This window comes from Yinghuangia soli (assembly GCF_021502675.1).
Taxonomy (GTDB): domain Bacteria; phylum Actinomycetota; class Actinomycetes; order Streptomycetales; family Streptomycetaceae; genus Yinghuangia; species Yinghuangia soli.
The window spans coordinates 1-22,298 of the sequence record NZ_JAKFHA010000055.1; the positions used below are offsets into that span (position 1 = coordinate 1).

16 protein-coding genes are annotated in these 22,298 nt (G+C 70.8%); 6 read left to right on the plus strand and 10 right to left on the minus strand.

The window, feature by feature from the left end; genetic code table 11:
* Positions 1–13: 13 nt before the first annotated feature.
* From LZ495_RS41440 to eccD, 4 genes are all read right to left on the minus strand, one after another.
* Positions 14–1,372 carry a M16 family metallopeptidase gene (locus LZ495_RS41440; protein WP_235058419.1) on the minus strand — a complete coding sequence of 453 codons (1,359 nt, stop codon included), beginning with the start codon at positions 1,370–1,372 and terminating at the stop codon, positions 14–16.
* Positions 1,369–3,588 (minus strand): polyribonucleotide nucleotidyltransferase, encoded by a 2,220-nt coding sequence (locus tag LZ495_RS41445; RefSeq protein ID WP_235058420.1) that lies wholly within the window; start codon positions 3,586–3,588, stop codon positions 1,369–1,371. Before LZ495_RS41445 ends, LZ495_RS41440 begins: the two co-directional genes overlap by 4 nt.
* Positions 3,589–3,979: 391 nt before the next feature.
* Positions 3,980–4,267: a 30S ribosomal protein S15 gene (gene rpsO, locus LZ495_RS41450; RefSeq protein ID WP_235058440.1), complete on the minus strand. Its 288-nt coding sequence runs from the start codon at positions 4,265–4,267 to the stop codon at positions 3,980–3,982.
* Positions 4,268–4,437: 170 nt separating this feature from the next.
* The gene (gene eccD / locus LZ495_RS41455) at positions 4,438–5,883 is read right to left on the minus strand and encodes a type VII secretion integral membrane protein EccD (protein WP_235058421.1); all 1,446 of its coding nucleotides are present in this window, start codon (positions 5,881–5,883) and stop codon (positions 4,438–4,440) included.
* 368 nt (positions 5,884–6,251) lie between these two features.
* Here eccD and eccCa point away from each other — a divergent pair, with 368 nt between their 5' ends.
* The 4 genes from eccCa to LZ495_RS41475 are packed head-to-tail and all read left to right on the plus strand — an operon-like array spanning position 6,252 to position 13,927.
* Complete coding sequence (gene eccCa, locus LZ495_RS41460; RefSeq protein WP_235058422.1) at positions 6,252–10,226, plus strand: type VII secretion protein EccCa; 3,975 nt, start codon at positions 6,252–6,254, stop codon at positions 10,224–10,226.
* Between the two features lie 34 nt (positions 10,227–10,260).
* On the plus strand, positions 10,261–10,671 hold the full coding sequence (locus LZ495_RS41465) for a hypothetical protein (protein ID WP_235058423.1): 411 nt from the start codon (positions 10,261–10,263) through the stop codon (positions 10,669–10,671).
* A gap of 35 nt (positions 10,672–10,706) precedes the next feature.
* Complete coding sequence (locus LZ495_RS41470; RefSeq protein WP_235058424.1) at positions 10,707–12,869, plus strand: hypothetical protein; 2,163 nt, start codon at positions 10,707–10,709, stop codon at positions 12,867–12,869.
* Positions 12,866–13,927 (plus strand): hypothetical protein, encoded by a 1,062-nt coding sequence (locus tag LZ495_RS41475; RefSeq protein ID WP_235058425.1) that lies wholly within the window; start codon positions 12,866–12,868, stop codon positions 13,925–13,927. Before LZ495_RS41470 ends, LZ495_RS41475 begins: the two co-directional genes overlap by 4 nt.
* Positions 13,928–13,999: 72 nt before the next feature.
* Here LZ495_RS41475 and LZ495_RS41480 read toward each other — a convergent pair whose 3' ends face one another.
* From LZ495_RS41480 to eccB, 6 genes are all read right to left on the minus strand, one after another.
* On the minus strand, positions 14,000–15,091 hold the full coding sequence (locus LZ495_RS41480; protein ID WP_235058426.1) for a hypothetical protein: 1,092 nt from the start codon (positions 15,089–15,091) through the stop codon (positions 14,000–14,002).
* A complete protein-coding gene (locus tag LZ495_RS41485) occupies positions 15,088–16,209 on the minus strand; it encodes a hypothetical protein (RefSeq protein WP_235058427.1) in 1,122 nt (373 codons plus the stop codon). Before LZ495_RS41485 ends, LZ495_RS41480 begins: the two co-directional genes overlap by 4 nt.
* A gap of 47 nt (positions 16,210–16,256) precedes the next feature.
* On the minus strand, positions 16,257–17,486 hold the full coding sequence (mycP, locus tag LZ495_RS41490) for a type VII secretion-associated serine protease mycosin (RefSeq protein WP_235058428.1): 1,230 nt from the start codon (positions 17,484–17,486) through the stop codon (positions 16,257–16,259).
* 166 nt (positions 17,487–17,652) lie between these two features.
* Positions 17,653–17,946, minus strand: a complete 294-nt coding sequence (locus tag LZ495_RS41495) for a WXG100 family type VII secretion target (protein WP_235058429.1) — start codon at positions 17,944–17,946, stop codon at positions 17,653–17,655.
* Between the two features lie 74 nt (positions 17,947–18,020).
* On the minus strand, positions 18,021–18,332 hold the full coding sequence (locus LZ495_RS41500; protein ID WP_235058430.1) for a WXG100 family type VII secretion target: 312 nt from the start codon (positions 18,330–18,332) through the stop codon (positions 18,021–18,023).
* Positions 18,333–18,543: 211 nt separating this feature from the next.
* Positions 18,544–20,097 (minus strand): type VII secretion protein EccB, encoded by a 1,554-nt coding sequence (gene eccB, locus LZ495_RS41505; protein ID WP_235058431.1) that lies wholly within the window; start codon positions 20,095–20,097, stop codon positions 18,544–18,546.
* Positions 20,098–20,406: 309 nt separating this feature from the next.
* On the opposite strand from eccB, the gene eccE reads away from it, so the two are divergent.
* Complete coding sequence (eccE, locus tag LZ495_RS41510) at positions 20,407–21,588, plus strand: type VII secretion protein EccE (RefSeq protein WP_235058441.1); 1,182 nt, start codon at positions 20,407–20,409, stop codon at positions 21,586–21,588.
* Positions 21,585–22,283, plus strand: coding sequence for a hypothetical protein (locus LZ495_RS41515; RefSeq protein ID WP_235058432.1), 699 nt, complete (start codon positions 21,585–21,587; stop codon positions 22,281–22,283). Before eccE ends, LZ495_RS41515 begins: the two co-directional genes overlap by 4 nt.
* Positions 22,284–22,298 lie beyond the last annotated feature (15 nt).

The window sequence follows — 22,298 nt, forward strand, 5'->3', positions numbered from 1 at the left end:
CCCCCACGAGGGGTCAGGCCACCGCCCCGGCGAACGCGCCGGGGTCGGGGAACGGTCCGACCAGGGCCAGCGTAGGACGTTGTCCGAGGATGTCCTTCGCCACCTCCCGGACCTGCTCGGCGGTGACCGCGCCGATGATGGCCAGCTGGTCGTCGACGGAGAGGTGCTCGCCGTAGACGAGCTCGCTCTTGCCGATGCGGCTCATGCGCGAGCCGGAGTCCTCCAGGCCGAGCACCAGCGAGCCGTGCAACTGGCCGATGGCGCGCTGGAGTTCCTCATCGGTGATGCCGTCCGCGGCGACCTTGGCCAGCTCTTCGCGGCAGATCCGCAGCACCTCGTGGACCTTGCCGGGCAGGCAGCCGGCGTAGATGCCGAACATGCCCAGGTCGGCGTAGCCGGAGGTGTACGAGTACACCGAGTACGCCAGGCCGCGCTTCTCGCGGACCTCTTGGAAGAGGCGCGAGCTCATGCCGCCGCCGAGGGCGGCGTTGAGCACCGCGAGGGCGAAGCGCCGCTCGTCGGAGCGGGACACGCCGGGCATGCCGAGGACCAGGTGGGCCTGCTCGGTGGGGCGCTCCAGGATGCGCACGGTGCCGCCGCCGCGGATGGCCTTGGCACCGCCTCGCGGGGCGGCGGGGTCCGCGTCGGCGTCGACGGGGACGCCTCCGAAGGCCTTCTTGACCAGCCGGACGACCTTGGCGTGGTCGACGTTGCCGGCCGCGGTGACCACCATGTTCGGCGGCCGGTAGCGGCGCCGGTAGTAGCCGGCGATCTGGGCGCGGGTGAGCGCGTTGATCGAGTCGACGGTGCCGAGCACAGGGCGGCCCAGCGGGACGTCGCCGAGCAGCGCCTCGGAGAAGAGCTCGTGCACGAGGTCGCCCGGGTCGTCCTCGTTCATGGCGATCTCTTCGAGGATGACGCCGCGTTCGCTGTCCACGTCCTCGCTGCGGATGAGCGAGGCGGTGACCATGTCGGAGACCACGTCGATGGCCAGCGGCAGGTCCGTGTCGAGCACGCGTGCGTAGTAGCACGTGTACTCCTTGGCGGTGAACGCGTTCATCTCGCCGCCGACCGCGTCCAGCGCGGCCGAGATCTCCAGGGCGTCGCGCTTGGCGGTGCCCTTGAAGAGCAGGTGCTCGAGGTAGTGCGTGGCACCGGCCAGTGCGGGCGTCTCGTCGCGCGAGCCGACCCCGACCCAGATGCCGAAGGTGGCCGAGCGGACGCCGGGCATCGCCTCGGTGATGACCCGCAGCCCGCCGGGCAGCACGGTGCGGCGGACTATGCCGCCGTCGGTGCCCTTGAGGATGGTCTTGGTAGAGCCCGGCCGCTGCGCGTACGCAGCGACCGGGCTCGTGGCTACCGTCTTGGTCACTTGGCGGAGTCGTCCCCGGCCGCCGCGTCCTCGTCGCCCTCGACGACGGGGATCAGCGAGAGCTTGCCGCGCTGGTCGATCTCGGCGATCTCGACCTGGACCTTGTCGCCGACCTTGACGACGTCCTCGACGTTCTCGACGCGCTTGCCGCCGGCCATCTTGCGCAGCTGCGAGACGTGCAGCAGGCCGTCCTTGCCGGGCATGAGCGAGACGAACGCGCCGAAGGTCGTGGTCTTGACGACCGTGCCCAGGTAGCGCTCGCCGACCTCGGGCATCGTCGGGTTGGCGATCTGGTTGATCACGTTGCGGGCAGCCTCGGCCGAGGTGCCGTTGACCGCGCCGATGTAGATCGTGCCGTCGTCCTCGATGGTGATGTCGGCGCCGGTGTCGTCCTGGATCTGGTTGATCATCTTGCCCTTCGGGCCGATGACCTCGCCGATCTTCTCCACCGGGATCTTCACCGTGATGATGCGCGGCGCGAACTCGGACATCTCGTCCGGGACGTCGATCGCCTCGTTCATCACGTCGAGGATGTGCAGGCGGGCGTCCTTGGCCTGCTTGAGCGCGGCGGCCAGCACGGAGGCCGGGATGCCGTCGAGCTTGGTGTCGAGCTGGAGCGCGGTGACGAACTCCTTGGTGCCGGCCACCTTGAAGTCCATGTCGCCGTACGCGTCCTCGGCACCGAGGATGTCGGTCAGCGTCACGTACTCGGTCTTGCCGTCGACCTCGTCGGAGATGAGGCCCATCGCGATGCCCGCGACCGGCGCCTTGAGCGGCACACCGGCGTTGAGCAGCGACATCGTGGACGCGCAGACCGAGCCCATCGAGGTCGAGCCGTTGGAGCCGAGCGCCTCGGACACCTGGCGGATCGCGTAGGGGAACTCCTCGCGGGTCGGCAGCACCGGCAGCAGGGCGCGCTCGGCCAGCGCGCCGTGGCCGATCTCGCGGCGCTTGGGCGAGCCCACGCGGCCGGTCTCGCCGACCGAGTACGGCGGGAAGTTGTAGTTGTGCATGTAGCGCTTGCGCGTCTCGGGGTTCAGCGTGTCGATCATCTGCTCCATGCGGAGCATGTTGAGCGTGGTGACACCCAGGATCTGGGTCTCGCCGCGCTCGAACAGCGCCGAACCGTGGACGCGCGGGATGACCTCGACCTCGGCCGCGAGGGTGCGGATGTCGGTCAGGCCGCGGCCGTCGATGCGGACCTTGTCGCGCAGCACGCGCTGGCGGACCAGCTTCTTGGTGAGCGAGCGGAACGCGCCGCCGATCTCCTTCTCGCGGCCTTCGAACTGCGGGAGCAGCTTCTCGGCGGCGATCTCCTTGATGCGGTCGAGCTCGGTCTCGCGGGCCTGCTTGCCGGCGATGGTGAGCGCGGCCGACATCTCGGACGCGACGGCGGCGGAGAGGGCCTCGAACACGTCGTCCTGGTACTCCAGGAAGACCGGGTACTCGGCGGTCTCCTTGGCGGCCTTCTCGGCGACCTGGAGCTGCGCGGCGCACAGGATCTTGATGTGCGGCTTGGCGGCCTCCAGACCCTCCGCGACGATCTCCTCGGTCGGGGCGGTGGCGCCGCCCTTGACCAGCTCGATCGTGGAGGTGGTGGCCTCGGCCTCGACCATCATGATCGCGACGTCGCCGTCCGGCAGGGTGCGGCCCGCGACGACCATGTCGAAGACCGCGCGCTCCAGCTCGGAGTGCGTCGGGAACGCCACCCACTGGCCGTCGATCAGCGCGACGCGGACGCCGCCGATCGGGCCGGAGAACGGCAGGCCGGCCAGCTGCGTCGACATCGAGGCCGCGTTGATCGCGACGACGTCGTACAGGTGGTCCGGGTTGAGCGCCATGACCGTCGCGACGATCTGGATCTCGTTGCGCAGGCCCTTCTTGAAGGACGGGCGCAACGGGCGGTCGATCAGGCGGCAGGTCAGGACGGCGTCCTCGGACGGCCGGCCCTCACGGCGGAAGAACGAGCCGGGGATCTTGCCGGCCGCGTACATGCGCTCTTCGACGTCCACCGTCAGGGGGAAGAAGTCGAGCTGGTCCTTCGGACGCTTCGAAGCGGTGGTGGCCGACAGCACCATGGTGTCGTCGTCCAGGTAGGCCACGGCGGAGCCGGCGGCCTGACGGGCCAGGCGGCCCGTCTCGAAGCGGATGGTGCGGGTGCCGAAGCTGCCATTGTCGATGACGGCTTCGGCGAAAGTCACATCGGTACCCTCCACGGGGCACCCTCCTCGTCGCATCAAGGGAGTCCGCGGCGTACGCGACGGGTCAGGCTCGGCCGGGCCGGTCTTCGATCGAAGCCACCGGGTCGGGTCCGTCCGCTTCGGGACGGCCACCCGGGGGCCACTACCGAGGACCGGCGCCTTGGGCCGACGCCTGTGCCGCGCGGCGGCACTCCCGGTGGTCGTGCTGGTGGAAACTCTTCGTTGGTCTTCGGTACTGCAGGTACTGCGGGTATTACAGGTATCGCGGGCACTGCTCTGCCGTACTGCGGTCGTACCGCGGTGGCGCCGCGTCACACGCAGCGCCGCTGCGTCACAGCCTACAAAAACTGTGTCCGGAATACGGCGAAGGAGCGGCTTCAGGAAAGCCGCTCCTTCACGGTGCTGTTTAGCGGACGCCCGTCGAACCGGCGCGGATGCCCAGGCGCGCGATCAGCGAGCGGTAGCGCTCGATGTCGACCTTGGCCAGGTACTTCAGCAGGCGGCGGCGCTGGCCGACCAGCAGCAGCAGGCCACGGCGGCTGTGGTGGTCGTGCTTGTGCTGCTTGAGGTGCTCGGTCAGGTCGTTGATGCGGCGGGACAGCATCGCGATCTGGACCTCGGGGGAGCCGGTGTCGCCGTCCTTCGTGGCGTACTCCGTCATGATCTGCTTCTTCGTTGCGGCGTCGAGCGACACTGCGTGCTCCATTCGGTAAGAGAGTGAGTGCCCCCGGTCTGCTTCACGGGGGAACTTCGGTGACTCACTGTGCGCGGCCCGGCCTGCTCCCGAGGGGGCGAGGAGGGCAGCACACACACCGGGCACAAAGGTCCGGTGGACACCACACTAGCAGCCCGCGGGTGACGATCTCAGCCGGTGATGTTCCGCAGCGTGCTGTAGACGCCGAGGACCGCGAGGCAGATGGGGATGACCGCGGTCATCAGCATGCCTTCCAGGATGTCCATGCAGCGGCCCCAGAAGGGGGAGAGGCCGCGGGCCGGCACGGTGACCGCGATGAGGCCCAGGACCGCGCCGAAGAAGGCGAGGAGTCCGAAGATCCAGGTCTGCCGCTCGGTGTCCCCGAAGCCGGTGTGCAGCGTGGCGCCGGCGCCGAGGAAGACCAGGGCCAGCGCGCCGGCCGCGAGCAGCACGGTGACCTGCGCGGTGTGCCGGAAGAGCCGGGCCCGGGTGAGCAGGGCGATGCCGAGCGCGGCGGTGAGGATCCGGGCCCACATCGAGGTGTTGTAGCCGAGCACGATGCAGGACGCCGCGACCACCAGCGCGCAGGCGGCGACCAGGCCGGTGAGCATCTGGTGGCCGGCCCGGGCGCGGGCCGCGAGGGCGGCGTGGTCGACGGGGTCGTCGGCGGTGGCGCGGGCCGCGGCGGGGGCGTCCGGGGGCAGGAAGCCGATCGGCAGCCGGGCCAGCCGGACCGACCAGGACGGCAGGAAGGCCAGCAGGGCGAGGCCGACCACGCCGGAGACGGCGGCCGCGTCGACGGGGTCGGCGTCCGCGGCGATCAGGCCGAGCGCGGTGAGCATGCCGGCCGCGCCGGCACCCGCGCCGGCCACGTACGCCGCGTTGCGGGCCGGCACCAGGACCGCGATCAACGTGGCGACCACCATCGCCGCGGCGCATGCGGAGAGGAACTGCACGCGGCCGAGGCCTTCACCGGTCTCCGGCTCGATGATGCCCAGGCCCGCATAGAAGGCGTTGGGCAGCGCGCCGAGGCCGAGCGCCGCGGCGGCGCCGGCGTCGTCGTAGACCCGGGCGCGGACACCGGCCACCGCGGCGAGCACGACCGCGACCGCGCCGGCGACGACGCCGGTCGCGGAGTGCGGCAGCGCCGTCCACCACAGCGCGAACGGCGCCAGGATGAGGAAGATCGCGGCACCCGAAAGGCTTGCGGTACGCAGGAGTTCAGGCGACCACAGGCGGTGGTCGGCGGTCACCGACGAGGCCACCGAGTCGACCACGTCGTCGTAGACCGGGTCGGGCAGCGCGTCGGCGAGCGGGGTGAAGCGCAGCAGCGCGCCGTCGTGCACGGCCTGCTGCCCCAGCGGGCGCGAGCTGTCCAGGACGCTGCCGTCCACGCGCATCAAGTGGAACCCGGTGGGTGCGCCGTCCGCCTGGGTCTGGCCGGACAGCCGCAGGATCTCCGGGTAGAGATCGGCGAGCGGCACCTCTTCCGGCAGTGCCACGTCGACCCGGCAGTCGGGCGCGACGAGGGTGACCCGGACCAGGCCGGTGGCGATGGTGACGGCGGACGCTGCGGTGGTTCCCGCGGTCCCGACCGTGCCGACTGCTGTACTCACGCGGCGCTCCCCGTTGGCTCCCGGCGTGGATGGTTTCGCCGGTCGGGCAGGCGCAGCCGCCCGGACCGGCTGAGGCACTCTAACGGACCATCAGAAGGCTGCGCGCTCCTGCAGTGCGGCATTTCGCCCCGGACCGCCCGGTGTGGCCGCAGGTTCGGGCCCTCGATCCTGTGGCGGTCCGGGCGCCGACCAGTAGTATCGGCCTTCGCCTGGCTCCGCCGGCCCGTCCAGGGCTGCGGGGACTGGCAGTTGGAGACGACCCTGACGGGGTGGGTTGGTCCCAGTCCTTCCTCCGTGTCCGGATTCGGATCCGAGCGCGCCGGCCTGCCCGGCGTACCGAACTCGTGTGTGGATGGGGCTGATTTCGCATGACCGTGGTCATCGTCAAGCGACCGCCACGGGTTTTCCCGCCCGCGGTGCCTTCGGACGAAATGGTCCTGGAGAGCCCGCCGGAGCTGGAACGCCCTGAGGAACAAGGCTGGATGAACAGCCTGTTGCCGATGATGACCATGCTCGGCTCCGCGGGGTTCCTGTTCATGCCCGGCGCGAACAAGATGATGTTCGTGATGGGCGGGATGATGATGATCTCGTCGCTCGGCATGGTGATCGCCAACATCGTGCGCATGCGCAAGGGCAACGCCCCGGCGATGCTGAACGCGCGGCGCGACTACCTCAAATACCTGGACCAGCAGCGCGGCAAGGTGCGCCGCACGGCACGCCGCCAGCGCAGCGCGCAGCTGTGGACGCACCCGGCCCCGGACCAACTGTGGTCGGTCGTCGCGGGCGGCCGGCGGCTGTGGGAACGCCGGGCAGGCGACGCCGACTTCGCACAGGTGCGGCTCGGCACCGGGCGGCAGCGGCTGGCCACTCCCCTGGTCGCGCCGCAGACCGCGCCGCTCGATGACCTCGAACCGCTGTGCGCGGAGGCGATGCGCCGCTTCCTGCTGACCCAGTCGATGCTGGACGACCTGCCGATGGCGGTGTCGCTGCGGTCCTTCTACCACCTGACGGTTTCCGGTGATTCCGACACGGTGTACGGCGTCGCGCGGGCGATGCTGGGGCAGTTGGCGACCCTGCACTCCCCCGACGACGTGGTGATCGCGGTGGCGGCGCACTCCTCGCGGGCGCAGCACTGGGACTGGGTCAAGTGGCTGCCGCACGTGCAGCACCCGTCCGAGTCGGACGGTGCGGGCCCGCTGCGCATGGTGGTCGACGACCTGGGCGAGGTGGAGCGGCTGCTGGCCGACCAGTTGGCGAACCGGCCGCGGTTCGCGCCGACCGGGGCACCGGTGCTGGACCAGCCGCACCTGGTGGTGCTGCTCGACGGCGGGACCATACCGTCCGGTTCGGTGCTGGCCGGCTCGGAGGGCCTGCAGGGCGTCACGGTCATCGAGGTGGTGGCCGGGCCGCTGGACGAACTGCGCGGCGGGCTGGCGATCGTCGCGGAGCCGGAGCGGCTGCTCCTCGAGGCGGCATCCGGCACCGCGTACGAGGGAAACCCCGACGTCCTGAGCCTGCTGGACGCCGAGGCGCTGGCGCGCTCGCTCGCACCGCTCCGGCTCTCGGGTGCGGACGGCGACGAACCGCTGCTGGCGAACCTGGACTTCACCGAGCTGATGGGGGTCGGCGACGCCGCCTCGGTGGACGTGACGCGCACCTGGCGGCCGCGCGCGCCGCACGACCGCCTGCGGGTGCCGATCGGGCTCGGCGAGAGCGGCGAGCCGGTGTTCCTGGACCTCAAGGAATCCGCGCTGGAGGGCATGGGCCCGCACGGCCTGTGCGTCGGCGCGACCGGTTCCGGCAAGTCCGAGCTGCTGCGCACGCTGGTCCTGGGCCTGGCGATGACGCACAGCTCGGAGATCCTCAACTTCGTCCTCGCCGACTTCAAGGGCGGTGCGACGTTCTCCGGGATGTCGGACATGCCGCACGTGGCGGCGGTCATCACCAACCTGGCCGACGACCTGACGCTGGTCGACCGCATGCGCGACTCGATCACCGGTGAACTGACCCGCCGCCAGGAGCTGTTGCGCGCCTCGGGCAACTACGCGAACATCCACGACTACGAGCGGGCCCGCACCGCGGGGGCACCGCTGGAGCCGCTGCCGTCGCTGGTCATCATCATCGATGAGTTCAGCGAACTGCTCACCGCCAAACCCGACTTCATCGACATGTTCATCCAGATCGGACGGATCGGCCGGTCGCTGGGCGTGCACCTGATGCTGGCCTCGCAGCGGCTGGAGGAGGGCCGGCTGCGCGGTCTGGACACGTACCTCTCCTACCGCATCGGTCTGCGCACCTTCTCGGCTGCCGAGTCGCGCGCGGTGCTGGGTGTGCCGGACGCGTACACGCTGCCGCCGGTGCCCGGTTCGGGTCTGCTGAAGTTCGACACGGAGTCGATGTCGCGGTTCAAGGCCGCGTACGTGTCCGGCCCGTACCGCAGCTCCAGCACGAGCAGCAGCCGGCCGGGCGGCGCCCCGCGCCCGGTGGCCTTCACCAACGCGTGGACGCCGGAGGCCGCGTTCATCCCGGCGCAGCCCAGTGCCGCGCCGCCGGAGCCCGATCCTGACCTGCCGGACCCCAACGTCAACGCGGCGCTCGCCGACACCGTGCTCGACGTGATCGTCAAGCGGATGGCCGGGCAGGGCCCGCCGGCCCACCAGGTGTGGCTGCCGCCGCTCATGGAATCGCCGTCCCTGGACGCGATCTTCGCTTCGCTGGCACCGGTCGGCGTCACCGCGGACCGCGGCCTGGCGGCGGCCGGCTGGGGCGGCAACGGGCGGCTGACCGCACCGCTCGGCGTGGTGGACAAGCCGTTCGAGCAGCGCCGCGACCTGCTGCACGTGGACCTGTCCGGGGCGGCCGGCCACGTGCTCATCGTGGGCGGTCCGCGCAGCGGCAAGAGCACCCTGGCCCGCACCCTGGTGGCGTCCCTCGCCCTGACCCACACCCCGGCCGAAGCGCAGTTCTACTGCCTGGACTTCGGCGGCGGCGGCCTCTCGGCGCTCAACGAACTGCCGCACGTCGGCGGTGTCGCAGGCCGGCTCGATGCGGAGATGGTGCGCCGCATCGTCAGCGAGGTGGCCGGCATCGTGGACCGGCGCGAGCAGCTTTTCCGCGCGCAGGGCATCGACTCGATCGCCACGTACCGGCAGCGCCGGGCGAACGGCCAACTGCCGGGCGAGGCCTGGGGCGACGTGTTCCTGGTGATCGACGGCTGGATGACCGTCAAGAACGACTTCGACGCGCTGGAGCCCGCGATCACCGAGATCGCCACCCGCGGCCTCGGGTACGGCGTGCACGTGGTGGTCACCGCGGGCCGCTGGCCCGAACTGCGGCCCGCGCTCAAGGACCAGATCCAGACCCGTCTGGAACTGCGGCTCGGCGAGCCGATGGAGTCGGAGGTCGACCGCCGCATCGCGGTCAACGTCCCGACCGACGCACCCGGCCGCGGCCTCACCCCCGAAGGGCTGCACTTCCTGGCCGCGCTGCCGCGCCTGGACGGCTCCTCGGACCCGTCCGACCTGGCGGACGGCTCGGCGGACATGATCGCCCGCGCCAAGGCGGCCTGGACCGGGGCGCCCGCGCCGAAGGTCCGCATGCTGCCGCGCCTGCTGCCGTACGAGCAGCTGCCCGGCCCGGACGTCCTGCCCGGGCAGGCGGTGCCGGTGGGCATCGACGAGACCGCGCTGGAGCCGGTGTTCCTCGACTTCACCGCCGAGCCGAGCTTCGTGCTCTTCGGCGAAAGCGAGTCGGGCAAGAGCGCCTTCCTGCGCCTGGTGGCGCGCGGCATCACCGAACACTTCACCCCGGCGCAGGCCCGCATCATCGCGGTCGACTACCGGCGTTCGCTGCTCGGCGCGGTCCCCGACTCGCACCTGCTGCACTACGTCGCCGCGGCCCCCGCGCTCGGCCCCGCGGTCGAGCAGGTCTGCGACTCGCTCAGCCGCCGCATCCCGGGCCCCGAGGTGACCCAGGAGCAGCTGCGCAACCGCAGCTGGTGGTCGGCACCGGACGTCTTCTTCCTGGTCGACGACTACGACCTGGTCGCCTCGTCCACCGGCAACCCGCTCCTGCCCCTGCTCGAATACCTGCCCCTGGCCCGGGACGTCGGCCTGCACCTGATCATCGCCCGCGGCTCGGGCGGCGCCAGCCGGGCGCTCTACGAACCGGTCATGCAGAAGCTCCTCGACCTGGGCACCGGCGGCCTCCTGCTGTCCGGCAACCGCGAAGAGGGCCCCCTAATCGGCGGCGTCCGCCCGACCCAGCTCCCCCCGGGCCGCGGCAACCTGATCTCCCGCCGCCGCGGCGTCCAGATGGTCCAGACCGCCTGGCTCGCACACTGACCACGCCCGTCCATCCGACAGGGGGACCACACCCATGGGACTAGACCCGATCCTCGACGCCTGGCTGATACAGCCAGGCCAGACCCAAACCGCGCCGGCTGCCGCCGTCCAACAGCCTTACGAGACGCGCCTGCAGTCCACCCTGGACCCGGGCGGCGGCAGCGGGCAGGTCGTCGTCACCCCGGACACCCTGCGCGCTTCTGCGTCCGCTCTGGACGCCATGCGCGCGGAGGTCGGCCGCGACGTCCAGGCCGCGATCAACGCCACGGCCGACGAACGCGTCAACCGGGTCCTCGAACTTGCCGAAGCGCTGCAGCACGTGCAAGAACGCTGGGGCGAGAAGCTCAAGCACCTGACCGGAACGATGGAGTCGCAGGCCGGCAAGCTCCGCGACAGTGCGAATTCGTGGAAGCAGGCGGACACCGGCCAGGCCAAGAACTTCTAGTCCGCACATTTCGACCGGCGGGGGATGCCGTGCCCATGACCTACGCGGAACTGACCGCGCTCGACCTCTATCCGATAGTCCAGACCGCCGAGGCCTGGGAGCTCCTGGCCCGCAACATGGACGGCGACCAGGCGCGCGCCCGGCGCGACGTCGTCGGTCCGCTCACCTACGGGTGGACCGGCAAGGACGCCGAAAAGGCGATCTTCATGCTCAACGTGTTCGCCGACCAGATGGAGGCGGCCCGCATCGAGGCCGCCGCCAACGCGGCCATCCTGCGCGAGGCCTTGCAGCTGATCAGCGACGCGAAGCTGGAGCTGACCCGCATCGCCAACGAGGCGCACAGCCAAGGCCTCACGCTCGCCGCGGACGGCCGGCTGACCTGGACGGCGAACTCGGACGCGCAGAACACCTCGTACCAGAACGCCGCGAACGGCTTCGCAGGCCGCATCACCGCGGCACTGCAGAAGGCCGTGGACGCTGATGTCGCGGCTGCCGGTGCGCTGCTGGCCAACGTCGACTGGCAAGGTACGAAGGACGCGCCCAAGAACGACTTCAACGCCGGTTCGCTGGGCTCGGACGGCAACGCCGACGCGGCACGCGTCGCGACGCTCATCGAGAAGATGAACAAGCCTGCGACGCTGTCCGAGGACGAAGCCGACGCGTTGCGGGCCTATCTTGCGCAGAACGCGGCCGATGTGCCGTTCTCCACGACGCTGCTGACCCGGATCGGCCCCGAGGGGCTCTCGGACGCGTCCTACAACCTGGCGATGAGCACCGCGTTGACCGGGGAGCGGAATCCCAAGGACCTCCGCGTCGACGACTTCAAGCAGACTCAGGCGCTGCTCGGTCAGACGCTCGCCACCGCCAGTCCCACGCTTGCGAAGGATTCGGGCTGGATGCAGCGGTTCAAGGAAGCCGGCGAGAAGCCGCGGCATACTCCGCAGGACGCCGCGAACAGCGGCAGCCAGAACCCCGCGACCGTCTACGGCTACCAGTCGCTGGCTCCGCTGCTGGCCAACGGGAAGTTCGACAGCTCGTTCCTGGCGCAGACCTCGGACGGCATCCTGGCGTTCGAGAAGAAGCAAGGCGATCCGACCGTCTGGACCCGGGAGCCGCAACCCAAGTACCCGGTCTCGGCCTTGGGCGACCCGGCCCGCAACCTCGACCCGATGAACAGTGTGCTGGACGGGTTCAAGAACAACCCGGAGGCTGCCACCAGCTACTTCGCGGACCGGTCGGAAGGCGCGAAGCAGGAGGGCACCAAGGAGGATCCCGACCTCACCCTGGGCCGGGAGCGCATCGACGCCATCATGGAGCGCGGCGGCGACGCGCGTGCGGACAGCGCCGGCAACGCCCTGGTCGCCGCGACAACCGGCCCTCCCGGCAGCCCGGAGCTGGCCCAGCAGCGAGTCGACGCCCTCACCAACTCGGTCAGGTCGTTCGCCGAGAACGGGACACCCGAACCGCTGCGCGACAGTGTCGTCCAGATGCTGTCCGGCAACGCCGAGTCGATGAACGCCGCGCTCACCCAGGCGGGCGAGGGCAAGGGCGGCACCGTGCCCGTGCCGCACGGTCCGTTGGCGGAGATCAGCCGGGGCGACATGACCAAGGTCCTGAGCGAGGTCGCAGCGGATCCGGCCGACATCGAGACGCTGAAGAAGGTCCAGGAGGGATACACGTACGCATCGCTCGACCAGATCAATGCGCGCCAGGACATCCCCGCCGATGTCAAAGCCAGGTCGATCGAGAACGTCATGGAGTCCTCGTCCAAGGCGTTCGGCGCCCTGGACAGCGTCATTGCGCAGGACATCCGGAAGGCGGCCGAAGAGGCGCAGGCGAACAACGAAGCCAGCAATTCGCGACTGGGCATGTGGACAGGCCTTCTCATCGACAGTGCGTCGACCATCGGCGGTGCCACGGCAGTTGCCGCGAACCCGTTGATCGGTGTTCCGGTGGCCCTCGGGGCCACGTACGCGAATGCCTGGGTGAGCGACTACCTGGCGAATGCTCAAGAGTCATCCGACGCCGCCGCGCAGATCTCCGATGTGTACACGAACGGCGCGGTGTACAGCGAGGAGGTCATGGCGGCGTGGGCCAGGGCCCACCCCGACGCAGGCGTCAGCGAGCACACTGCCATCAACACGGCGCAGGACGGCTTCGCTGTCGGCGACCACAACGCCAACAACGAGACTGGATGACGGCCGTGGCAATGCGCTGGAAGATCGTGGCCGCAGTGGCAGTGGCGGGTGTTCTTGCTGCTGCCGGCGTGGTGTTCGCGATTCGGCCATGGGAGGGCGACGCGACCGCAAGCCTCCCCGAGCGGGTCTGCTGGGGGTCGGTCGACAGCCGACGGGTTGCCGAGCTGGTCCCTGACGAGGACTACAAGTATTCGGAGTTCGCGGACGTCCGCTATCCGCAGACGGATGCCCGATGCGCGCTGCGGATCCCGGAGCTCGGGACGGACAAAAGCTCCTTCGTGTTCTATGCCGGACACGTCGCGAGCAGTTCCCAGGCCCCCTACCTGGATGTCGGCCAGGGCGTCGGCAGTCCGTACCGGGCTGCAGGACCGAACGGGGCGATTCTGGTGTCGGACCACCAGGCGTGGACGTACATGCCCTCGTGCAAGGCAGGCGTGCCGGACGAGCGCCCGCGGATGGCGACCGTGACTGCGCGCGACCGAGGCGCCGAGGAAAAGCCCCCGCCCGGTCGGACGAAAGTCGATTACGTGGTCCCCGGTGCTCCGGACAACTCCGCGAAGTTGGTAAGCCTCTTGGTAGAGCTCGCCAACTCGCTGCTGGACAAGTCGGGTTGCAATGGGGAACGACTCGTCGGCGGCGAAATCCAAGGCAGCGTGGACACCAAGACGGTTGCAAACAGCGAGAACCTGTGCGGTGTGCCGGGGGTTTCTCCGGACTGGAGGGTGAAGTCGGGTCTCCAGGTGTCGACAGTCCGCACTGCCAACTGGGCCGAGTGCCATGTACGCGCACTTCCCGAAGGTACGTTGCTCCTCCGGTTCGACACTTCGTCGGGACCGCTTGCCGCGGGCATGCTCAAGGAGTACACGCCGCTGCAGTCCGTCACGACAGGTGGAACGATCGGGGGCCATATCGCCCACGGGACCGGAGTGTGTTCGGGTCCGGGTGTGCTCGGCAACCTATTCGTCGACCAGGACTTCGGGGAATCGGCTGCGAAGGATCTCTTCCTCGGCCTGTCGAAGGGGCTGTCCGATCCGAAGGCCTGCGCCGCCGGCGGGTAGTTCGCCGACGTCTGCGCAGAAGGCCCGTTGCCCCGAATCGTCTTCGGGGCAGCGGGCCTTCTTGTGTGGTGGTCAGGCGGATTTGCAGGCCGGGGAGTTGCGGTAGGCGGCGGCGAAATCGCTGATGAGCTTGACGGAGTCCGCCGGGGCGAGGTCGGCATTGGCATCGAAAAGGTCGAAGATCGCCTGGCGACCGGCGCAGTCGAGGAACAGCCACGGGTGCGCGCTCGTCGGGTTCACCGATGCGTCGTTTCCCGGGGTGCGCAGGTAGCCGGCGACCGGGCCGCGTACGACAGTGAGGCGCACGAGCGCATTGAAGTCGTCGTCGAAGACTTCGCAGCCGTAGGCCGTGCTGCTGTCCAGGCTTCCGGCGTGGAGAGCGGCGGAGGCACGCAGGCGAGCCGGGAGCGCCTCCTGCGGGATGAGGCCGCACAGCGGGCCGGTCCCCACGGGCTCGAGGCTCCTGGCCCAGAGCCTCCAGTGGTTCCGGACGATCCGGTCGGTCTCCGCATCCGCTTGTCCGGCAGGTGCGGTTCCGTGCGGCAGGGCCGCGTCGGGGATGGCGGGGGCGCCGCAGCCGGCCTGCTCGTTCACGTACCGGGCCGCGCGGACCACCCACTTCGCGCGGGTGTCACGGCCCGCTTCGCCCCGCCCGGGCACGGACTCGTTCCCCGCGACCGAGACGAAGACCGGCACGCCGGGAGCCACGGCCGGGCAGGGCAGCAGAAGCCATGCGCGGTCCGAATCCGCGCTGCCCTCCAGGCCGGGGCCGAGGGGTGCTTGACCGGCGCCCATGAGCTGCGTGCGGTACTCGGCGACCTCGTGGGCCTGCGGCAGCGGGTATGCGGTCACGATGATGGGGCCGGCCGCGCACTCGGTTTCCGGGGAGCCTGGTGCGGGGGCGCGGTAGACGCGTTCGGTGATCCTCGACTGCGGCCCCAGGTCGCGTACTTCGCCGGTACGCAGGATCCCGTGGCAGAGGTCCTGGCCGAAGCGGGCTTCGGCGGAGAGGTCGATTCCCCACATCGTGCCGGTCGCCAGCACGGAGAGGGCGGCGAGGGTGACGAGTACCGTGCGGGCGCGGCGCCCGGGACGCCGGGAGCCTTCGGTGTTCTCGGTGTTCTCGGCGCGCTCGGTGTACTCAGGGTTCTCGGTGGCTGTCACGACCCGCTCCGTTCGAGGATCCGGCATCCGGCGGCCTGGGTTTCGGCAGTGACGAAGCGGTCGAAGCTCTGCCGGTTCGCCTCCTCGGCGGCGCCGGTGATGCCCTGGGTGCTCCAGGCGACGCGGGCGTCGCCGCACTGGGCGGTGACGCGGGTCGGGCGGGGTTCCGTGCCGGTCGGCGCGTAGCGGGCGCCGAGGTCGACGAGCGGGCCCCTGAGGGTCAGGACGTCCGTGGACGGCTGCGGGGATCCGGGGGCGGACTGCGGTGCTCCGGACGCGGACAGCGCGCAGCGGGTCCACGCGGCGGACTGCCCGGCCGCGGTCGGCGCGGCCGCGGCCGGCGCTCCGCAGGCCGGGATCTTGGACGCCGGGCGTTCGTACGACGGCAACGGCGTTCCTGCGGACGGCACTTGGGCAGGCTGCGGGTCGGCGCACCCGGTTGCGCGCAGGACGTTCGCCAGCGCGTGGGCAGCCGTCGCGGTGAGACGCTGCCGGTCGTCCGCGAGCAGTTCGCCAGGGCGTCTGTCGACCGGCTTCCCGGACGGGTTCCCGACGATGGTCGCGCGGGCCAGCAGCGTGGCGGCGGCCGCGCCCGGCTGCGGGCAGCTCCCGGTCAGCCAGACCGCGTCGTTGCCCGCGAGCCCGGTGCCCCCGCTCAGGGCGGTGGCGGAATCGTCGGGGAGCAGAATCCATTTCGGGTCGGCGTAAGCCACCGGCAGAACGTCGATCCGCAGGCTGTGGGTACCGAAAACCGTGCAGGTGAAGCCGGGTCCCTCGGACTCCGGACGGGATTTCATCGTGTCGTACGCAGTCTGGTCCGCCGAGCGCATCCAGCGGAACGCAGCGATGTCGGCGGACGGCACCAGGCCGTCGCACAAGCGCTCCGGTATGCGTGCGTCCGTGCGGCGGACGATGTCCGGGCGGTCGTCGGCACGTTCCGCGGTGGCATCCCACGACCACCACGGCAGAGCTATGGACGCCGCGACCAGGAGGGCTCCGGCGAGCAGCCTGCGTAACGGCCGCCAGTCGTCTGCCGGGTCGATCGCCGGTGCCTGGTCCGGTCTTTCACTTGCTTCTTCGGGCCCCTGCTGCTCGTTTTGCGCAGCGGAATCCGCCATCGCCACACCCCCGTATGTGTTCGAAGTGCCGCGACCCTACCGCGTGGTCAGGCGCGGCTGCGGCCTCGGGCGTCGCGGAGGACGACGGCGCCGCTGGTCAGGAGGAGGACCACGGCGAAGCCTGCGGCGACCACGACGGTGCCGGTCTTGCGGTCGCGTTCGGCCCGGGTGGGGCCGGACATGAGCGGGTCGACGCGGACCGGAGGGGCGACGGCGGGGCGTACGAGTGTCTCGACCGGGGCGTTGCCGGGGGTGCCGGCGAAGCTGACCGCCTTGAGGGGGTCGACGACTCCCCAGCCGGAGCCGGGGACCGAGCCGGCCTGGCCGCGCTGGGCGGTCTGCTCGATGACCGCGATCACCTGGCGGGCCGACCAGTTCGGGTGGGCGGAGCGGATCAGGGCGGCGACCGCGGAGACGTACGGGGCGGCGAAGGACGTGCCGTCCTGGCTGCAGTGGCCGCCCTTGGGGACCGTGGACCAGATGTCGACGCCCGGCGCGAGCACGCCCACGTACGGCTTGTTCTGGGAGAACCCGGTGCGGTTGTTGTTGCGGTCGGACGCCCCCACCGCGAGCACGCCTTCGTACTTCGCGGGGTAGGTGTCGAAGTTCTCCTTGTCGCCGGAGTTGCCCGCGGCGGCGACCACGACGACGTTGCTCTTGTCGATCGCGTCGCGTATCGCGCGCTCCAGGTCCGGTCCCGGGGCGGTGCCCTCGGGGCCGCTGGTCTCCTGCGAGATGTTGATGACCGTGGCGCCGGATGCGACGGCGAACCGGATCGCGGCGGCGAGCGTCGCGACGTTGCCCTTCTGGGAGTCGGTGCCGCCGTTCTGCCGGATGGGCAGGATCTTGGCGTCGTACGCGAGGCCGACGAAGCCGGTCTTGGCGTCCGGGCGGGCCGCGATGATGCCGGCCGCCATGGTGCCGTGGCCGTTCTCGTCGATGCGGCCCTTGGTCTCCGGCGCGAAGTCGTCCTGGCCGATCTCGCTGATGGACGCGGTGAGTTGCGGGTTCGCGGCGTCGACACCGGAGTCGATGACGGCGACCACGACGCCCTTGCCGGTGGACTGCGACCACAACTGGTCGAGCATCACGCGCTGCAGTGCCCAGGGGGTGCCCGGGTGGGTGGCGGCCGGGAATTGGCACTGGCCGCCGGCGGACAACCGCCACGGCGCGGGGTCCTCGGGTCCGGCGGCGACCGCGGGGGCGCCGAGGAGGGCGAGCAGGGCCAGGGCGGCGGATGCCGCTGCGGCGCGGCGCCGCGGGACTGTGTGCAGCACGGTGTGCAGATTCCTCCGGTCCGGGCGACGACGCCGCGCGGCGCATGCGGACCGTCGCCCGCCGCCGGCGCGGGGCAGGGCGAAGGAGCGGCGCGGCGGCCGCCCCTTCGCCGTTGCGATTACCCTCGGCCCGCCCGGCCGCATGGCCGGGCCGGGCGCGGTGGGATCAGGCGCCCCACATACGGGCGTTCGACGTCTCCGTCTGCTGGTAGACCTCGGCGGTCTGCACAAGGGCCGCGGAGATCTGGTCGAGCAGCTGGCACATCTCGGTCTGGGCCTGGGTCCACTTCTGCTGGCGGACCATGTAGTCCGAGTGGGCCTGGCCTTCCCAGGTGCTGGCGACCGCGTCGACCTGGCGCTTCAGCTCGTCGAGCCGCGACCGGATGTCGCCGTTGATGGTCTTGATCTGGTTCGCCGCGTCCTGGATCGTGGCGAATGTGACGACAATGGGCGAACCCATGATGACTCCCCGATTTGTGTGAAGGACAGGAGGGGCCGCGTGCGCCGCGGCCCGGGTCGACCGGAGGCCGAAGGTCAGCCGAGCGCGGAGGTGATCGCGCTGATCTGGGCCTTGTTCGCTTCTTCGGTCTGCGCGTAGTTGACGGCGCCCTTGCCCATCAGCACGCCGATGTCGTCAAGCTGCTGGTTGAGCTGCGTCAGCAGCATGTTGACGCGGTCCTGGAGCTGGTCGAACGCCCGGAAGGCGTCGCCCTGCCAGCCCGCCTGAACGGTGTCGACGATCCCGTTGAAGCGAGTGATCTGCCCCTGGATCGCCGCCTGCTCGCTGTCGATCTTCTTGGCGAGCGCGTCGAGTTGCTCGGTTGTCGCCTTGAAAGAACCAGCCATGATCCACCATCCCCCATGATTTCCGACAGGTGCGGACGACTCTAACGGTTGTTCGTCTCGCCACCCAAGCCACGCACCGCCCCTGGTTGCTCAACCTTTACGTCGATCTTGCCCAAGGGGCCTTGCGTAATGCGCAGCTCATGCTCGGTGGAAAGCCGACCGCCATTGTTTTCGAATGCAACCGTTGCACTCCGCGAACTTCCTTGTGGCGTCAGGAAGTTTGCGGTTTGGCAGCGCTCAGGTGGCTCAACGGTACCCCGAGCGGCATGAGTTCCGCCCAGGCGCGCGGCACCGGCGACGGCGCGATGCCCTTGTAGCCGAGTTTGATCTTGGCGATGCTGTCCTCGCTGCCCTGCGGCAGCGGACCGCCTTCCTTCTCCGGCTCGTTCGGGATCTGGTACCGCAGCCCGGCGTCCGTGACAAGGAAGAGCGTGCCGGACTTGTCGTCCGAGGTTCCGATGAACTCGCGGATCAGCGCGCCGGTTCCGGGCTTGACCCACACGCCGCCCATGCCGGTCACCAGTTCCTCGGGCAGGTCGTTGCGCGCGGTCTGCACGGGCAGGCCGGCACCGCCGTCGGGGCCGCTCGTGTACGTGTTGCACAGCGTCGTACGGCCCGCGCCCGCCTCGGCGTCGACGCGGTTGACGACCTGCGGCAGCGTCTCCGGCCAGCCCTTCTCCGCGGCGTACAGGCCGCCCATCTGGATGTTGGCGCCCAGGCGGCTCACCGCGACCGGCAGGATGCCCGGCGTACGGCCCTTCGGGTAGGCCTTGGCCACATCGGGGTGCGCCACCAGCAGCTCGGCGACCAGCCGGGTCACCGGCAGCACGCGCTCCTTGCCCACCACGTAGTACTGGTTGGTGCCTTCGGTGCGCAGCACCATCCCGACGTTGCGCAGCTCTTCGGGGATGTCGTACGCCACCTTCGTCCCGTAGCCCGGGAGTTCGGGGAAGGTGAGGTCGGCGCCCGGCTCCAGCGTGTCCAGCCATTTCTGGCTGACCGGCTGCGGCTTGAGCGCCGCCAATCCCAGTGCGGCGCGGACCAGTTCCTCGTTCGGGCTCTTGGCCACGGGCTTGTTGGGTTCCGCGGGCGGCGACACGCCGACCCGGTACTTGCGGCCGCCCTCCACCAGGTAGAGCGGCTGGACGGACTTGCTGCCGTCCTGCGTGGACGGAGCATGCAGCTGCACGAACAGCGCGTCGGCAGGCATGAGTCCGCCCGCGCGGTCGTCGGAGCCGATGAAGACGCTGCGCTCCGGCGGCGCGGCCAGGTCGACGGCATTGCCCTTGACCACCGGGCGCTCGCACACCGTCCAGCTCTTGGGCCGGGTGACTTCCTTGGGGCCGGGCAGCCGGTCGGGGGCGTTCGGGATGCCCAGCGGAGCCCCGTGCCGGACGCTGTTGAGCACCTTCTCGGGCACCAAGTTGACCTTGAACTTGGTGGGTTCGAGGAGCAGGCGGCCGGAGGCGATGTTGAGCACCGGGTGCAGCTGGTTGTCGATGTAGACGTAGCGGCTGGCGGAGTCGCGCCCGACTATCAGGCTGCCCTTGTTCTTCCAACCGGGCGGCACACCGGGCTTGATGAGCCCGTAGACGCCGAAGCCGGTCAGGATCAGCGCGCCGACGACGATCCCGGGCAGGATCGCCCGGAAGGCGCGCGGGGCCTTCTCCTCGTTGCCCCCGGCGGGTTCCGGCTGCAGGAACCCGGCCACAAGGCGGCGGCGCGCGAAGGTGTACGCCTCCAATTGCTCACGACGCGATGCCATCGTTCTCCCCGTCTTCGACGATTGGCGTTGCGGCAACGTACTCAACCATGTTGTGCGCAGGCCGCGCACGCGGGGCGCGCAGGGCTTCCGCGCAGCTCGCCGCCTGCGTACCGTACGGTGTTCCGCTACCGGACGCGGTCGTCGACAGCCGCGCCGTTGTATTCCACGGGGGTTTACAAGGTGGCTGTTTCCGCACCTCCACGCTCGTCGCGCCGCAGGGCTGCGCCCGCCCGGCAATCCGCCCCGGCCCGGGTCCAGGGCGGAGCCGTCCGGACCGCGACACCGCACATGCAGCCCCGGCCCGGACGGATGGGCGCGGTGCTCGTGCAGCACCTCGTGGTCCTCCAACTGGCCTTCCTGCTGGTCGCGTTGCCGCTCGCCACCAAACGCGCGCTGGTCGTCCCGGGCGGCATCGCCGCGGTGCTGCTGCTGGCAGGGGTGCTCCCCCGGTTCCGCGGCCGTCGCCTGGCGCTGTGGCCCGGCATCGTGCTCGCCTTCCGGCGGCGCCGGCGCAAGCCCGTGGCGGCGCCGGACCCGGACGCCGCGAACGGCGCTGCAGCAGACCTCGCCCCGGTCCGCGAATGCGTGCCCGACCTGGCCATCGACACGGTCACCGACCGCATGCGGCGTCCGGTCGGCATGGCCGGGGACGGGACGTTCCTGTCCGCGGTGCTGCTGGTCGAGGCCCCCGACGAGCCGCTGCGGCCGCGCCGGGCCCGGCATCCGCTGCCGCTCAAGGCGATCGCCGAGGCGCTGCGGGTGGACGATGTGGCGCTGGCCTCCGCGCAGATCGTGCAGCACAGCCAGCCCGCGCCCGCTCCGCATCTGCCCGCGCAGGCGCTCGCCGCCCGGTCGTACGCCGAACTGCGGGAACGCGAAGGGCTGGACGTGCCGGCGGTGCGCCAGACCTGGATCGCGCTGCGCCTGGACCCGGAGCTGTGCGCCACCGCGGTGGCCGCACGCGGGGGCGGCGTGGAGGGTGCGCAGCGGACCCTGCTGCGCGCAGTCAACCAACTCGCCGCCACTCTGGGGCATTCCGGGCTGAGCTGCCGTCCGCTGGACGAAGCAAGCCTGGTCCAGGCGCTGTTCACGGCCTGCGGGGCCAATCCGATGGTCCGGCGCAGCGGCCGGGGCGGCAGCCGGACCAGCGAGACGCGGCACGTGTGGCGCTGCGACGACCGCTGGCACACCACGTACTGGGTTTCGCGCTGGCCCAAGTTGTCCGCGGCCGGGACACCGGATCTGGTCGGCGCGCTGACCGGTACGCCGGGCCTGGCCACCACCTTCTCGCTGGCCGCGCAGCAAGGCGGCGGCGGTTCGGTCGGGCTGACCGGGCATGTGCGCATCTCGGCCCGCTCGGCGGACGAACTCGACCACGCCGCCTCCCGCTTGGAGGCGCGTGCCCGCGAACTGCACGTCGGCCTCGTACGCCTGGACTGGGAGCAGCAGCCCGGTCTGGTCGAGACGCTGCCGCTGGGAGGGAACCTGTGATCGGCGCGCTGCGGGCCCGCGGTCCGCGACTGGAGCGGCACAGCCTGAGCGTCGACCAGCTGGGCGCGCTGACGCTGCCGGTCAGCGATGACGGCATCGTCATCGGCGTCGACCAGGAGCGAACCCCGGCGGTTTTGGGGCTTTTCCGTCCGGAACCGTATGAGATCTCCTTTATCGGCGGCGCCTACCTCATCCAGGTGATCGCGCTGCGCGCCGCGGCGATCGGCGCTCGCGTGGCCATCGAGTCCGGCCGCCCGCACCTGTGGTCCGCGATGGCGCAGCAGGCCGGCGGCAGCCAGCAGTGCGTGACGGTGCATCCGGTGGGCCGCCTCGGTCCGCAAGGGCCTTCCGCGGCAAGCCCGGTGCTGGTCATCCGGGACTGCGGCGCCCGTCCCCCGCGGAACCGGCTGGCCGCCACCCCGTGGCAGACCACGCTCACTCTGCTGCCGTTCCTCGACCCCCGCCTGGCGGGCCGGCTGAACGACGCCGACCTGGTCGGCATCCAGCGGGTCTCCCCCGTCGAGGCGCAGGCCGCGGCGCGCGTGCTGCACCTGTCCGACCAGGACGGTGCGGCGCTTCCGTCGCTGGCCGACGAGTTGACCCTGTGGTGCACACGCCGCACCCGCAGGTACGTTCTTCTGACCCCGACTCAGGTCGAGGTGTCGTTCCTGGGCCCGCCGCGCCGCATGGACTGAACCGGCGCGGGAGCG